This window comes from Corynebacterium pacaense, from assembly GCF_900169525.1.
Taxonomy (GTDB): Bacteria; Actinomycetota; Actinomycetes; order Mycobacteriales; family Mycobacteriaceae; genus Corynebacterium; species Corynebacterium pacaense.
The window spans coordinates 1,094,790-1,109,146 of sequence record NZ_LT821239.1 but is presented as its reverse complement, the minus strand read 5'-3'; the positions used below and the strand labels follow the sequence as shown (position 1 = coordinate 1,109,146).

Below are 14,357 nucleotides of genomic sequence, written 5' to 3'. Positions count from 1 at the left end.
AACCTTCCACCGTTTACGGGATGCCCGTGTGCTGCACAGTGACAGCAAAGACTACCCCCGACGGGTGGAATCATGTACCCGTTTCCTGCGGAAACATCAGGGGCGGGCCGGAGGGGATTCGATATCCAAGCATTTACTCAGGATATCGGGCACTCTTTGTTAGTGTATGTTGGATTGGTTCGCAAGATGTTACCTTTTTCACTCCGCCCCCGACACGATTGTCATCGCATCCCAACCCGGTAGAACCGCCCCCGAAGCGTCGTTTTCCCCGCCAATTGAAAGGATCGTTCTCACTCATGGCTCCTTCCGACCTCGAGTCAGACACTCCGGTCTCCGGCGATGGCGGGGAAACCCATACTGCCACCCCCGAAGATGTCGTTGTCACCGCTCTCGAATTCTTCGCCCACCAGGGCTTCAACGATGCCAAGCTCGAGAAGATCGCCAGGGCGTCGGGGATGTCCAAACGCATGATCCACTATCACTTCGGTGACAAGAAGGGTCTCTACATCGCCACCCTGACCTACGCGCTCAAGCAGCTCCGCCCCACAGCGGAGTCCATGCAGCTCGATTCCGCGGTCCCGGTCGAGGGTGTGCGCAAGATCGTCGAGGCCGTGTACAACCAGATCATCAGCCACCCCGATGCCGTGCGCATGCTGCTGATGGAGAATCTCCACGGTTTCGCCGGGGTGGAGGGCTCCGCGGCTCTCAACGATCACTCCAATGTGCTGCTGAACCTGGATAAGCTGCTCATGCTCGGCCAGGACGCCCGGGCGTTCCGCCCGGGAATCTCCGCGGAGGATGTACTGGTTCTCATCTCCTCCCTCGGCTACTTCCGTCTCTCCAACCGATCCACGCTGCTCAACCTCCACGGTGTGGACCTGACCAGTGATGCGAACACGGCGGGGATGAAGCGCATGGTGGTAGACACCGTCCTGGCCTTCCTCACCGCGAATCTGCCCAACAACGGTTCGGCGAGCTATCTCACGCAGGACACCGATGACACCGAATCCGCCTCGACCGATGCCGTCTACGGCTTCGATACCGATCTCTTCGAGTCCTAGCGCCCGAACACCAGCGCGATCGCCAGCATGCTGAGCAGCGCGAGGAAGGTTGACAGGAACACCGTGTCCCGCGCGAGTATCTCACCCTTGCGATAGGTCGCAGCATAGTTGTACACATTCTGCGCCGTGGGCAGTGCGGCGAGGATCACCGCCGCGTAGAGCTGATCTCCACTGAGTCCCGCCCCCAGTCCGATCAGCCATGCGAGCACCGGCATGACCGCGATCTTGATGCCGGTGGCGGTGAGGACCCCGGCGCGATCGGCTCTGGAGGTCAGCACCCTCGTCGCCGGCAGCGATGCCCCGAAGCTGATCAGGATCAGGGGAATGGAGGCGCCACCGAGGATACCGGCGGGTTCCATCACGACCGCGGGCAGACGCACGCCACTGAGGCAGACAAACAGACCCGCGATGGAGCCGAGCACGATCGGGCTCAACAGTGATCCCTTGAGTGCACCCCAGCTTTTCGACGCCCGCGACCGCCCCTGCCCACCGGAGGTGAGGGCCGCCAGGATCAGCGGTGCAAAAACAACCATCTGCATCACCAGGACCGGCGCGACATAGGCTCCGGTGCCGAGAACGTACATGGACACCGGCAGGCCGATGTTGTTGGAGTTGACATAGGCCGAGGCTGCGGCGCCGATCGCCGTTCGGGGCAGGTCGGCGCGGAAGAACAGTACGGAGACCACGCAGTAGACAGCCGCGGTGAGCAGGGTGGCAAGAAATGACACCACGATCACGGGGGACAGCAGCTGGGCCGGGTCGGATTCGGCGACCACGGTGAACAGCAGTGCCGGGGTGGCGGCGTAGAAGGCGATCCGGTTGAGCACCAGCCTCTCGCGGTCCCCGTTGATCACTCCGGTGCGCGCGAGAAGGTAACCGGTCGCAATCACCGCGAAAATGATGGCAAAGCCGGTGAGCACACCCTGCATCTAGGCGGTTTTTTCCTCAGCAGGGCGCAGGATCAGCTCCGGCTCCGCCTTACCGTTGGCCACGTCCGCATTGATGATCACCTCTGCGACATCTTCGCGATCGGGAATGTCATACATGATCGGCACCAGGATCTCCTCGAGGATGGCACGCAGCCCGCGGGCACCGGTCTTGCGCTCCAGCGCCTGATCGGCGATGGCTTCGAGTGCGTCCTCGGTGAAGGTCAGGGTGGCATCGTCCATCTCGAAAAGACGCTCGTACTGCTTGACCAGGGAGTTCCTCGGCTCGGTGAGCACCTTCACCAGCGAATGCTGATCGAGGTTGGTCACCGTGGCCACCACCGGAAGCCGACCGATGAACTCGGGGATGAGACCGAACTTCACCAGATCCTCGGGACGGACATCCTTGAAGATATCCACCACATCGGCATCCTTCTTGGAGGCCACGTCCACGCCGAAGCCCAGGCCCTTTGACCCCTGGCGATCCCCGATCACCTTCTCCAGTCCGGAGAAGGCTCCGGCGACGATGAAGAGGATGTTGGTGGTGTCGAGCTGGATGAAATCCTGGTTCGGGTGCTTGCGCCCTCCCTGCGGGGGAATGGCGGCGACCGTGCCCTCGAGAATCTTCAGCAGTGCCTGCTGCACACCCTCCCCGGAGACGTCGCGGGTGATCGAGGGGTTCTCCGACTTCCGGGAGATCTTGTCCACCTCGTCGATGTAGATGATCCCCCGCTGGGCCCGTTCGACGTCGAAGTCGGCGGCCTGGAGCAGCTTGAGCAGGATGTTCTCCACATCCTCGCCCACGTATCCGGCCTCGGTCAAGGAGGTGGCGTCCGCGATGGCGAAGGGGACGTCGAGCAGCTTCGCCAGGGTCTGGGCGAGGTAGGTCTTTCCGGAACCGGTGGGCCCGAGCATAAGGATGTTGGATTTGATCAGTTCGGTGTCCTCGTCGGTCTTGCGGCGTCGGCCGATCGATTCCTGGACACGGAGGCGCTTGTAGTGGTTGTACACGGCCACCGAGAGGATGCGCTTGGCCTGATCCTGACCGATGACGTACTTGTCCAGGAATGCGGAGATCTGAGAGGGCTTGGGGAGCTCATTTGCCTGCTCCTCCTGCTCCTGTGCCTGACCGAGTTCCTCCTCGATGATCTCATTGCACAGTTCGATGCACTCGTCACAGATATAGACGGCACCACCGGCGATGAGTTTTTTAACCTGCTTCTGACTCTTCCCACAGAAGGAACATTTGAGCAGATCGGCGCTTTCCTGCATACGTGCCATGAGACTGTGAGACCCGCTTCCACGATTGAAAAGATTTACTGCGTACAACTCTAACCAACAACATTGGTAATGGGTTGTTCCATCCTAGCGTTTCCGCCCTCGACTCCGCGAAGCGGTACTCTCTGACCAATGAATCCCGAATTTGTCCACGGTGCAACCGAGATCGAGACCACCGACAGGGGCCTTCGCCCGCACAGGCTCAATAGTGAATTGGTGGAACGCTTTTGCGATTCCCAGTTTAGCTCGATGGAACGCCAGCCGTCGGGCGTGCGTGTCGTCTGCCGCACCACCGCGACGAGCATCACCCTCCGCACGTTTTCCACCAGGGTGGTCTACCTGGATTCAGGAAGGCCGGGCGGCAGGATCGATGTGCTTGTCGACGGCTCCCCCGCGCTGTCCGGACCGACCTCCGGGGGCGAGACCACGGAGATCAATTTCATCACGGGCGCCACGGAGCGGCACCTCGGAGAGCCCCAGGTCACCACCGTGGACGGTCTTTCAGATGCGGAGAAGCTGGTGGAGTTCTGGCTGCCGCACAATGAGGAAATCGAGATCATCTCCCTGGACGGCGACGCCCCACTGCGCACAGTCACGGATACCCGCCCGGTGTGGATCAACTACGGAAGCTCCATCAGCCAGGGATCAAACGCCGCATCCCCCTCAATGACATGGCCGGCCCTTTTCGCACGGAGCCGGGACCTTAACCTGCGCAACCTCGGCTTCGGAGGCAGCGCGATGCTCGATCCATTCATGGCCAGACTGCTGAGGGACAGCCCGGCGGATCTGATCACCCTCGAGATCGGAATCAACATTGTCAACGGTGACGTGATGCGCCGCCGTGGTCTGGAGGCTGCCGTCGATGGTTTTCTCAGCACCATCAGGGACGGCCACCCGACCACACCCATCACGATCATCTCCCCGTTCCACTGCCCCATCCATGAGCGCACCCCTGGTCCAGGCGCCTTTGACACCTCCTCTTTCGGCAGTGGACAGATCAGGTTCATTGCCACAGGTGAACCGGATGACCTTGGCCGCCTGACCCTGGAGACGGTGCGTGAGGTGTTGGAGGAATACGTGGACAGGCGCGGGGACCTGAATCTGAGCTACATCGATGGTTCAAGCCTGTATACGCGGGGCGATGCCCCGCTGCCGGATAACCTGCACCCGGACGAGGCCTCGCATGCGCTGATCGCGCAGCGCCTCATCGCACGGTTCGGAAATCAGCCTCGGTGATATCCCGCAGCTCCTCGACGCTGACGCCTTCGGCGCACTCGATGAGGGTGAGACCCTCGACCGGATCCACGTCGAATACCGCGTGCGTGGTGACAATCATGTCCACGCACCTCGCCCCGGTCAGCGGGAGGCGACACTCGCGCAGGATCTTGGGTGCTCCCTTTCTCGTGACGTGATCGGTCATGGCGATGATCCTCTCGGCCCCGTGCACCAGATCCATCGCGCCGCCCATGCCCTTGACCAGTTTGCCCGGGATCATCCAGTTCGCCAGGTCGCCGTACCGGGAAACCTCCATGACACCCAGGACAGCGACGTCGACGGACCTGGAACGGATCATGGCGAAGGAGTCCGAGGAGCTGAAGTAGGAGGCGCCCGGATTGACGGTGATTGTTTCCTTCCCCGCGTTGATCAGCTCCGGGTCGAGCTGCTCCTCGGTCGGATAGGGGCCGACCCCGAGGACCCCGTTCTCCGAGTGCAGGATCACCTCGAGTCCGTCCGGAAGATGTCCGGGTATCAGCGTGGGCATGCCGATGCCGAGGTTGACGTACTGTCCGTCGCGGAGTTCCCTGGCGACCCTGGCCGCCATCTGATTGTGATCCCAGGGCATCAGCTCGACACCGTCCTGTTCTCGATTCCTGTTTCCTGCGGCCCGACATGGACCACGCGGTTGACGTGGATGCCCGGAAGATGGATGTCATCCGGGTCTATCTCATCGACGAGATGCTCTGCCTGGACGACGGTGACGGCACCGCACATGGCGGCATCCGGGTTGAAGTTGCGGGCGGTTTTGTAGAAGACCAGGTTCCCGAAGCGATCGGCCGTGTGAGCGTGGACCAGTGCGTAGTCCGCGCGGATCCCCTCCTCCATCACATAGAGCTGCCCGTCGAACTCGCGGGTCTCCTTCGGCTCGGACACGATCGCCACGGATCCGTCGGTGTTGTAGCGCTGCGGCAGTCCGCCCTCGGCCACCTGCGTCCCCACCCCCGCGGTGGTGTAGAAGGCGGGGATACCAGCCCCGCCCGCGCGCATGCGCTCGGCCAGGGTGCCCTGCGGGGTGAACTCGACTGTGAGTTCCCCCTCCAGGTAGCGACGTGCATACTCCCTGTTCGAACCGATGTAGGAGCCGATCGTCTTTGAGATGCGGCCGGCCTCCAGGAGCAGGCCGAGGCCGTGGCCGTCGGTTCCGCAGTTGTTGGAGATGATCGTCAGATCGCCCGCCCCCTGCTCGCGCAACGCGTTGATCAGGAGGGTCGGGATGCCCACGAGGCCGAATCCACCAACGGCGATGGAGGAACCGTCGGGGATATCGGCCACCGCTGCGGCCGTGGATGAATAGGTCTTGTCAATCATGGGGAACATGCTAACCTGAGTTCACTAGATGTACAAGAGTTCGCATAGCGAACAGAAGGGGTCGGCGCCCGTGAATGAACCGTCATCAGATTTCGTCCAGTCCTTCGCACGGGGGCTGTCGGTGATCCGCAGCTTCAGCGCCGGCTCGCCGGCCCAGACGCTCTCCGAGGTCGCAGCGGCCACCGATCTCTCACGTGCCACCGCCAGACGTTTCCTCCACACCCTCGTCGAGCTCGGCTACGCGGTGTCCACGGGCCCGCATTTTCAGCTCACCCCCAGGGTTCTCGAGCTGGGATCGAGCTACCTCTCGGCGCTCACGCTGCCCGCCATCGCCCAGCCCCGGCTGGAACTGCTGTCCCGGGACGTCGGGGAATCCAGCTCCATGTCGGTCCTCGACGGCACGGAGATCACCTATGTTTGCAGGGTTCCGGTGCGCCGCATCATGACCGTCAATATCACCATAGGCACACGCTTCCCCGCCTTCACCACCTCCATGGGCCGCGTCCTGCTCGCCGGGCTCGGCGATGATGAGCTCGGCGCACTGGGCACCCCGCCATCGGTGCTGGAGGAGATCACGGCCACGCGGGAACGCGGCTGGGCGCTGGTGGATCAGGAGCTGGAACCCGGCCTGCGTTCCCTCGCGGCACCCGTGGTCGACGGCGGTGGCCGGACCGTAGCGGCGATCAACCTGTCCACCCAGTCCGCCTCCCACACCGTCGGGGAGATCCTCGATGATTTCCTCCCCCACCTGATCACCACCGCACACGCGATTTCGGCCGATCTCGCTGCCTCCTATTGAAGAAGGATTCACACAATGGACATTGTCATCTGCTCACCGCTGCGCACACCCGTCGGCCGTTTCGGCGGTGTGTTCCGGTCCGTCCCCGTCGAGGACCTGGCCACCGCCGTGGTCAATGCGATCGTCGAAAGAAGCGGACTGCGTCCGGCGGACGTCGACGATCTCATCCTCGGCCAGGGCGGGCCGAACGGTAGCGCACCGGCGCTCGGGCGCGTCGTTGCGCTCAACTCGCTGCTCGGCGCCACGGTGCCCGGCATGCAGCTCGACCGGCGCTGCGGTTCCGGGCTGCAGGCGATCGTCACGGCCGCCGCCCACATCACCGCGGGCGCCGCGGACCTGATCATCGCCGGCGGTGCGGAATCGATGTCACGCACCGAGTTCACGGTCAGCAGCGATATCCGCTGGGGAGTCCGCGCCGGTGACCTGGCGCTGCGCGACCGGCTGACCGAGGCCAGGGAGACAGCTGGCGGCTGCAACCATCCCATCCCCGGTGGGATGATCGAAACTGCGGAAAACCTGCAGAAGCAGTTCGGGATCAGCCGGGAGCGGCAGGATCGGCTCGCCGCAGCATCCCAGCAGCGTGCCGTCGCGGCAACGAAAAGCGGGCTTTTCGACGCCGAGATCGTACCGGTCACCGTGCCCCCGGCCCGCAGGGGCGCTGAGGCGACCGTGGTCACCGTGGATGAGGGGCCCCGTGAGGGCACCAGCGTCGAGAAGCTCTCTTCACTGCGTCCGGTGCTGGGCGGCACGGTGACCGCGGGGAACGCATCGACGCAAAACGACGGTGCCGCCGCGGTGATCGTGACCACCCGTCAGAGGGCCGTCGAACTCGGACTCCACCCCGTGGCCACGCTGCGCGGCTGGGCCGTGGCCGGGGTCGATCCGGAGACGATGGGCATCGGGCCGGTTCCGGCGACGAGGAAGGTGCTCGGACGCCTCGGGCTCAGTCTCGGCGACATCGACGCCTTCGAGCTCAACGAGGCCTTCGCCGCGCAGACCCTGGCGGTGCTGGAGGAATGGGGCATCGACGCGGAGGATCCCCGTCTGAACCCGCAGGGTTCCGGGATCTCCCTCGGCCATCCCGTCGGCGCCACCGGAGCCCGGATGCTGGTCACCCTGACCCACCGCATGCAGCGCGAGAATGCACGGCTGGGGCTGGCAACCATGTGCATCGGCGGTGGCCAGGGACTGGCCGCGGTGGTGGAGGGGGAGCCGGCGGAATAAAGGGAAGGGGCGGAGGTTCCCACCTCCGCCCCTTCCCCGTGTGAACCCTAGCGGCTCAGCTTGCGGTAATCGAAGACCGAATCGATGATCCCGTACTCCACCGCCTCCGCGGCGGTGAGGATCTTGTCACGGTCGGTGTCGATCCGGATCTGCTCCGCGGTCTTGCCGGTGTGGAAGGCGAGGGTGTTCTCCATCAACTTGCGCATGCGCTCGATCTCGCGGGCCTGGATCTCCAGATCGGAGACCTGGCCCTGGGTCCCCTGCGTTGCGGGCTGGTGGATGAGGACACGCGCATTCGGCAGGGCCGCGCGCTTACCCGGTGCACCTGCCGCCAGCAGCACCGCAGCCGCGGAGGCGGCCTGCCCGAGGCAGACCGTCTGCACATCCGGGCGCACATACTGCATGGTGTCGTAGATCGCCATCAGCGCGGTGAAGGAACCACCGGGAGAGTTGATGTACATGGTGATGTCACGATCGGGGTCCATGCCCTCAAGGACGAGAAGCTGCGCCATCACATCGTTGGCGGAGGTGTCATCGACCTGGGTTCCCAGGAAGATGATGCGCTCCTCGAACAGCTTCGCATAGGGGTTGGTCTCCTTGGTCCCGTACGCGGACTGCTCGATGAAAGACGGCAGCACGTAACGCGACGAAGGCATCTGAAATCCGTTGCTCATTGAAATATCTCCTTCTAGTTCTCGTGTGCCTTAATTACCCACCGAGCCGCCGGTGGCGTGCTCGATGACGTGATCGACGATTCCATAATCCTTCGCCTGCTGGGCCGTGAACCAGCGGTCACGGTCGGAGTCGAGGGTCACCTGCTCGAAGGTCTGGCCGGTGTGCTCCGCAATAAGCTCGGCCATCTCCCGCTTGGTCTGCGCGAACTGCTCCGCCTGAATCGCGATGTCCGCGGCGGTGCCACCGACACCCGCGGAAGGCTGGTGCATCATGATGCGGGCGTGGGGCAGCGCGAAACGCTTGCCCCGGGTGCCACCGGAGAGCAGGAACTGCCCCATCGACGCCGCCAGGCCCATGCCGTAGGTGGCGACATCGCAGGGAGCGTACTTCATGGTGTCGTAGATGGCCATGCCCGCGGTCACCGAACCACCGGGGGAGTTAATGTACAGGGAGATGTCCCTGGTGGGGTCCTCGGCGGACAGCAGCAGGATCTGGGCGCAGAGGCGGTTGGCGATCTCATCGTCGACCTGGGTACCCAGGAAGATGATGCGCTCGCGCAGAAGTCGCTCATAGACGGAATCTCCGAGGTTGAGCCCCGCTCCGCCGGAGTTCATCTGAATGTCGCTCATGAAAAAATTCAACTCCTATATTCTTGTTCAATCAGGTTCCATCAGGTTCAATGTCACCAGACTACCCGCGTATTTCCGCCGCACCGCTTCTGTTCGCTATCAGCGTCGAAAAGCGTGTGAGCATGGCAAAGGCCCGGCAACAGACGTTGCCGGGCCGGACGGGGAAGGCTTATGCCTCGTCGGTGCCGTCCTCGGAGTCATCCGAGTCATCATCACCGAAGTAGACGGAGGCATCTACCTCATTGCCCTCGGAATCCGTGACGCTGACACGGCAGATGGCCTGTGCCAGTGCCTTGCCACGGCGCACGTCGGAGAACAGGTTCGCGATCTGACCGGACTCCTGCAGCTGCGAGATGAACTGGTTCGGGTCCATCCCATAGCTCTGTGCGGTGAACAGAATGTGATCGGTCAGCTCCTGCTGGGACACCTGGGGCTCCTCGGCCTCGGCGAGTGCATCCAGGAAGAGCTGTGTGCGAACGGCGGTCTCGGCGTTCGCACGGTTCTCCGCGTCGAACTCCTCACGGGTGGTGCCCTGAGCCTCCAGGGCGGAGGTCAGCGCGGCCTCATCATGTGCGAGCTGGCCGAGCAGCTGGTGCAGCTGGGAATGGACCTGCTCGGTGACGATGGACTCCGGCAGCGCGAAGGTGACCTTCTCCAGTGCAGCCTTGAGAGCCTCGTCGCGGATGCTGGAGGCCTGCTCATTCTTCACACGGGCCTCGACGTCCTTGGCCGCGGACTCGCGCAGCTCCTCGATGGTGTCGAACTCCGAGGCCATCTGGGCGAACTCGTCATCGAGCTCGGGGAGCTCGCGCTGCTTGGTCGCGGTGACCTCGACGGTGACCGTCGCCTCCTCGTCCTTGTGATCGCCACCGGCGAGGGTGGTGGTGAACTCGGCGGACTCACCGGTCTTCATCCCGACCAGGACCTTGTCCAGGCCGTCGATCAGATCGCCGGAACCGACCTCGTAGGACAGCCCCTCGGTGGTCGCCTCATCGATCTTTTCGCCGTTGACGGAGGCACTGAGGTTGATGGTGGCGAACTCACCCTTCTTCAGCTTGTGGTTGTGATCCTTGAGGGTGCTGAAGCGGGACCGCAGGGTCTCCAGCTCGGCGTCGATCGCCTCATCGTCGATCTGGACCGCGGGGACCTTAACGGAGATCTCGGCGAAGTCCGGAAGCTCGATCTCGGGACGGACATCGACCTCGGCGGTGAACTCGACCAGATCCCCGTCCTCAATTCGGGTGACCTCAACCTCGGGCTGACCGATGGCCTTGATGTTGTTTTCCTCAATGGCCTCCGCGTAGCGGTTGGGCAGCATGTCATTGACAACCTGCTCGAGCACCGGGCCGCGGCCGAAGCGGGCGTCAATCAGCTGACGCGGAGCTTTACCTTTGCGGAAACCGGGGATCTGAACCTGCTGCGCGAGAGCGGCGTAGGCCTGGTCGATCTCCGGCTTGAGGTCGTCGAACGATACCTCAACGGTGATTTTTGCACGGGTTTCGCTCAGCTGCTCGACGGAACTCTTCACGAGTAAATCTCCTGGAATGATCGGGGGTTGAAAATAGGTCAGGTTCTGAAACAAGCCCGGTCCCGGCCGATGTCAATCGTCCGAAACCGGGCTTGTACTCAAGTCGGGGCGACAGGATTTGAACCTGCGACCCCCTGCTCCCAAAGCAGGTGCGCTACCAAGCTGCGCCACGCCCCGATATTCTTTTGTTCACAACGAACCGGGTTGATACTACAACACAACCTTCGGATGGTGTTAAACCACCCTGCCGGATTCGTTCCGCATGCCCGTAGTTGCAGAGTCTACATCCACGTCCCCGCACCCAATCCCTCCCCCTGGACCCGGAAAAGAAAAACGCGGGGCCCGTGTGAAACGGACCCCGCGAAGCAATGGAGGGAATGACGGGAATCGAACCCGCGTCATCAGCTTGGAAGGCTGAGGTAATAGCCATTATACGACATTCCCCTTGCGGCCCGTGCCTGCTGGCCGCTGCATCAACATGTTAGCTGACGCCCCCGACTTTGAAAAATTCGCTGGCCACACCACCGATCCGGGAACCGGAGCCACGCCGGCATTCGCCCCCCATCGACGGGGCAGTTCGAAGCGGTCCGAACACCTTCCGGTCAACTGTTAAAGTTTTACTAATTAATTTTAAGCTACCGCCCTGCGACTCCGACGCCGAACCAAAAACCGCAGCCAAACCGCCCGCCACGCTATTAATAAACGTTCACATATATACAGTGGTCACGCTCATTAAATACAATTTTTCCCGGGATAATGGGGCCGTACACCGGTTTGCACACATTTTATTAAGTGCCTTTTCGACAGCTGTTGGTATTCTCACGTAACCTAGCATGCATGAAGCCAAAGATCATCGATGAAGAAACAGGAAGAGAGCTCTGGACCGCCATCGAGTGCGCAGCTTTCTCAGGCACCGCCCGCGGCACTTTTACCAGCTACGCCGGCCGCGGACGTGCACCGAAGCCCGTATCCAAACTCCACGGCCTCACACTCTGGGATTCACAGAACATCAGGGAATGGGTCGAGGAGAGGGCAGCGGGAAACAAGGGGCTAACCTCAGTGGGAGCTCTCTAAGAGAGCCTAGTCCTGAGATTTTCTTATATTTCCTTAAGTTTGAACCGGTGGCCCTCCGAACTGGGGGGCCACCGGTTTTTCTTCTCCCCATGCCACGGATCGCTCCCAGGGAACTTTGAATCCTCCATGACCGTTGAATGCTTGACATTACAAATGAGGCCGGAATCTCGTTCCGGTACGCGACACTGTTGAGTGAGTTGAAGAAACTGTGGAAGGCCTACTTCTGATCGCCATCGTCATCGGTGGTGGCGTGTTCATCGCCAGCCGGATCTCCGGGGGCAACAACAAGAAACGGGAGGAGCGGGAGTTCGAGGACGCCCAGGCCGATGCCCGGCGCTGGATCGAACGGCTGAGCTCCCAGGTGCTCACCCTCGCAGGCAGCGACGCCGCCTCCACCCAGGCCATCGCGGATGCATCCGAAAGATACACCGCCGCCTCCTCGCAGATCGGCACCGCGACCACCAAACGCCAGGCGGAGCTCGCCCGGGAATCCGCACTCGAGGGCCTGCACTATATGAACGCCGCCCGCGAGATCATGGGTATGCCCGCGGGTCCCGAGCTTCCTCCGCTGGAGGGACAGCGCAACGCCGGACGCGTCTCGGAAAAGCGCACCATCGACCAGGACGGTCGCACAATCACCGCATCCCCGGTTGCCACCGATGAGACCCCGAACTACTACCCCGGTGGCAACGTCGCGGGCAGGCCGGTTCCCGCCGGCTGGTATTCCGAGCCGTGGTGGGCATCCGCCCTGCGCACCGGAATCTGGACCGCGGGATCGGTGTTCATGTTCTCCGCACTCTTCAACGGGATGGCCGGCGTCGGCTACTCCGGTCAGGAATTCGAGGACGGGTACGGGCAGGGCTATGAGGATGGACTCGGAGCCGCCGGTGACGGCGGTGACGGCGGCGGCGACATGGGAGACGGCGGCGACATGGGGGACGCAGGCGGCGACATGGGGGACGCAGGCGGCGACGGCGGCGGATTCTTCGGTGGTGACGGTGGCGGGGACGGTGGCGGCTTCTTCGACGGTGGCGGCTTCGACTTCGACTTCTAGATCACGGTGCACCAAAGGGGAAAAGGGCAGTTCAACCGAACTGCCCTTTTCCCCTTTTTGTGATATCTAGCTGGGGACAACCGGAGCGACCCCGGTGCGTTCATAATCCGAGAGGATATCAATACGGCGCTGGTGACGTTCGGCGTTGCTCCACTCCTGATCGAGGAAGGCGTCCACGATCTCGAGTGCCTCCTCGGTGGAGTGCATCCTGCCACCGATGCCGATGAGATTGGCGTTGTTGTGTTCCCGTGCCAGGCGGGCCGTTTCCACGGACCAGGCGAGAGCGCAGCGCGCCCCCTTCACCTTGTTCGCCGCGATCTGCTCACCGTTGCCCGAACCACCCAGCACGATGCCGAGCGACCCCGGATCGTTGACCGTGCGACTTGCCGCCTCGATGCAGAAGGCCGGGTAATCATCGTCCGGGTCGTAGGTGTGGGCACCGCAGTCGATCACCTCATGGCCGTGGGCCTTCAGGTGCTCAGCGATTGCATTTTTGGTCTCGAATCCAGCGTGGTCAGCTCCAAGGTATACGCGCATGGAGTCAAGTCTAACGGGTTCGGGCACCACCTCCATCACCAGTTAAGTGATTTCGGGGGTGGGGACCCGATTTCCACCATCACCGCCGCCGGAACCTAATCAGCGAACCTCCTCCACAGCAGCCACAGCAGTCCGAACAGGAGAAGCAGCGGAATGAGCCGGAAGATCATGATCACGGCCCCGAGGAACGCCGCGACCACGGCCACGGCGGCGGAGAGGGTCGCGACTACCGCCACTATCAGCGACAACGTCCGGTTGTCATTCCAGCTGTAGTAGGCCGCCGCACCTCCGAGAAGGGCGATTATGCACGCGGTGATGGTGGTGCTGAGCACGGTCGCTCCTCCTGCCTAGTCGAACTGCGGATTCTCGGTACGAGACCGCTTGATCTCAAAGAAAAAGGGGTAGGCGGCGAGCTTGATGGCGCCATCGAAAATCTCTCCGGCCTCCTCCCCACGCGGGATCCTGGTGAGCACGGGACCGAAGAAGGCGGTGTCCCCGAACTTGATCACGGGGGTGCCCACGTCATCGCCGACCTCATCCATGGCGCTCTGATGGAACGCCCTGAGCGCCCCGTCCCATTCATCGGTGTCGGCGACCGCCGCGAGTGATGCGTCCAGTCCGACCTCCGCGAGCGACTCCTCGATCACGGCGTTGTTCGCGCCGTAGCCCACGGCGTCCCGGGCGCGCCCGTCATTGTGCAGTCGGGTTCCCATGGCGGTGTAGAGGGCGTCGAGCTTCTCCGGGTGCTCGGTGGCTACCGCCGCGAACACGCGTGCCGGCCCCCACGCTGATTTCATTCGCTCCGCATAGGACTCGGGAAGATCCCGGCCCTCATTGAGCACCGCGAGGCTCATCGGGATCAGGGAGACGGTGACATCCCGCACCTTCTCCACCTCCTTGATCCATCGCGAGGTGACCCAGCAGAAGGGGCAGGTGGTATCAAACCAGAGTGTTACCTTTTCGGGCATTGCTTGTTCTCTTTCTCT

Annotated in this window: 16 protein-coding genes and 2 tRNA genes; 6 read left to right on the top strand and 12 right to left on the bottom strand. The window is 62.7% G+C overall.

What is annotated here, in order from left to right; translation table 11 throughout:
• Positions 1-296: 296 nt before the first annotated feature.
• A complete protein-coding gene (locus B7E02_RS05290) occupies positions 297-1,061 on the top strand; it encodes a TetR/AcrR family transcriptional regulator (protein WP_080793716.1) in 765 nt (254 codons plus the stop codon).
• On the opposite strand, the gene B7E02_RS05285 is transcribed toward B7E02_RS05290, so the two are convergent.
• Together B7E02_RS05285 and clpX are read right to left on the bottom strand one after the other, a co-directional pair.
• Positions 1,058-1,990: an AEC family transporter gene (locus B7E02_RS05285; protein WP_080793715.1), complete on the bottom strand. Its 933-nt coding sequence runs from the start codon at positions 1,988-1,990 to the stop codon at positions 1,058-1,060. The two genes, B7E02_RS05290 and B7E02_RS05285, sit on opposite strands and share 4 nt — an antisense overlap.
• Positions 1,991-3,268 carry an ATP-dependent Clp protease ATP-binding subunit ClpX gene (gene clpX / locus B7E02_RS05280; RefSeq protein WP_080793713.1) on the bottom strand — a complete coding sequence of 426 codons (1,278 nt, stop codon included), beginning with the start codon at positions 3,266-3,268 and terminating at the stop codon, positions 1,991-1,993.
• Positions 3,269-3,397: 129 nt separating this feature from the next.
• On the opposite strand from clpX, the gene B7E02_RS05275 reads away from it, so the two are divergent.
• Positions 3,398-4,501 carry an SGNH/GDSL hydrolase family protein gene (locus B7E02_RS05275; protein WP_080793711.1) on the top strand — a complete coding sequence of 368 codons (1,104 nt, stop codon included), beginning with the start codon at positions 3,398-3,400 and terminating at the stop codon, positions 4,499-4,501.
• Here B7E02_RS05275 and B7E02_RS05270 read toward each other — a convergent pair.
• Both B7E02_RS05270 and B7E02_RS05265 read right to left on the bottom strand, forming a co-directional pair.
• The gene (locus tag B7E02_RS05270) at positions 4,470-5,108 is read right to left on the bottom strand and encodes a CoA transferase subunit B (RefSeq protein WP_080793710.1); all 639 of its coding nucleotides are present in this window, start codon (positions 5,106-5,108) and stop codon (positions 4,470-4,472) included. The two genes, B7E02_RS05275 and B7E02_RS05270, sit on opposite strands and share 32 nt — an antisense overlap.
• Positions 5,108-5,851 (bottom strand): CoA transferase subunit A, encoded by a 744-nt coding sequence (locus B7E02_RS05265; RefSeq protein WP_080794447.1) that lies wholly within the window; start codon positions 5,849-5,851, stop codon positions 5,108-5,110. Before B7E02_RS05265 ends, B7E02_RS05270 begins: the two co-directional genes overlap by 1 nt.
• A gap of 28 nt (positions 5,852-5,879) precedes the next feature.
• Here B7E02_RS05265 and B7E02_RS05260 point away from each other — a divergent pair, with 28 nt between their 5' ends.
• Together B7E02_RS05260 and B7E02_RS05255 are read left to right on the top strand one after the other, a co-directional pair.
• The gene (locus tag B7E02_RS05260; RefSeq protein ID WP_143336651.1) at positions 5,880-6,650 is read left to right on the top strand and encodes an IclR family transcriptional regulator domain-containing protein; all 771 of its coding nucleotides are present in this window, start codon (positions 5,880-5,882) and stop codon (positions 6,648-6,650) included.
• A gap of 6 nt (positions 6,651-6,656) precedes the next feature.
• Positions 6,657-7,874, top strand: coding sequence for an acetyl-CoA C-acetyltransferase (locus B7E02_RS05255; protein WP_179129682.1), 1,218 nt, complete (start codon positions 6,657-6,659; stop codon positions 7,872-7,874).
• Positions 7,875-7,921: 47 nt separating this feature from the next.
• Here B7E02_RS05255 and B7E02_RS05250 read toward each other — a convergent pair whose 3' ends face one another.
• From B7E02_RS05250 to B7E02_RS05230, 5 genes are all read right to left on the bottom strand, one after another.
• Positions 7,922-8,548 (bottom strand): ATP-dependent Clp protease proteolytic subunit, encoded by a 627-nt coding sequence (locus B7E02_RS05250; protein WP_080793703.1) that lies wholly within the window; start codon positions 8,546-8,548, stop codon positions 7,922-7,924.
• A 30-nt stretch (positions 8,549-8,578) separates the two neighbouring features.
• Entirely contained in the window at positions 8,579-9,178 is a 600-nt protein-coding gene (locus tag B7E02_RS05245) for an ATP-dependent Clp protease proteolytic subunit (protein ID WP_080793701.1), read from the bottom strand.
• A 169-nt stretch (positions 9,179-9,347) separates the two neighbouring features.
• Positions 9,348-10,706, bottom strand: a complete 1,359-nt coding sequence (gene tig / locus B7E02_RS05240) for a trigger factor (RefSeq protein ID WP_080793699.1) — start codon at positions 10,704-10,706, stop codon at positions 9,348-9,350.
• 103 nt (positions 10,707-10,809) lie between these two features.
• Positions 10,810-10,883 (bottom strand) — tRNA-Pro (locus B7E02_RS05235).
• Between the two features lie 192 nt (positions 10,884-11,075).
• Positions 11,076-11,150, bottom strand: a tRNA-Gly gene (locus tag B7E02_RS05230).
• 393 nt (positions 11,151-11,543) lie between these two features.
• Between B7E02_RS05230 and B7E02_RS05225 the strand changes: the two genes are divergently transcribed.
• Positions 11,544-11,780: a helix-turn-helix transcriptional regulator gene (locus tag B7E02_RS05225; protein ID WP_080793697.1), complete on the top strand. Its 237-nt coding sequence runs from the start codon at positions 11,544-11,546 to the stop codon at positions 11,778-11,780.
• A gap of 208 nt (positions 11,781-11,988) precedes the next feature.
• Positions 11,989-12,834: a hypothetical protein gene (locus B7E02_RS05220; protein WP_080793695.1), complete on the top strand. Its 846-nt coding sequence runs from the start codon at positions 11,989-11,991 to the stop codon at positions 12,832-12,834.
• A 66-nt stretch (positions 12,835-12,900) separates the two neighbouring features.
• Here the strand turns inward: B7E02_RS05220 and B7E02_RS05215 are convergent, their stop codons facing one another.
• The 3 genes from B7E02_RS05215 to B7E02_RS05205 form a co-directional block, all read right to left on the bottom strand.
• Positions 12,901-13,371, bottom strand: coding sequence for a ribose-5-phosphate isomerase (locus B7E02_RS05215; protein ID WP_080794445.1), 471 nt, complete (start codon positions 13,369-13,371; stop codon positions 12,901-12,903).
• A 95-nt stretch (positions 13,372-13,466) separates the two neighbouring features.
• Entirely contained in the window at positions 13,467-13,703 is a 237-nt protein-coding gene (locus tag B7E02_RS05210) for a hypothetical protein (RefSeq protein ID WP_080793693.1), read from the bottom strand.
• A 15-nt stretch (positions 13,704-13,718) separates the two neighbouring features.
• The gene (locus tag B7E02_RS05205; RefSeq protein ID WP_080793691.1) at positions 13,719-14,339 is read right to left on the bottom strand and encodes a DsbA family protein; all 621 of its coding nucleotides are present in this window, start codon (positions 14,337-14,339) and stop codon (positions 13,719-13,721) included.
• Positions 14,340-14,357: the final 18 nt, after the last annotated feature.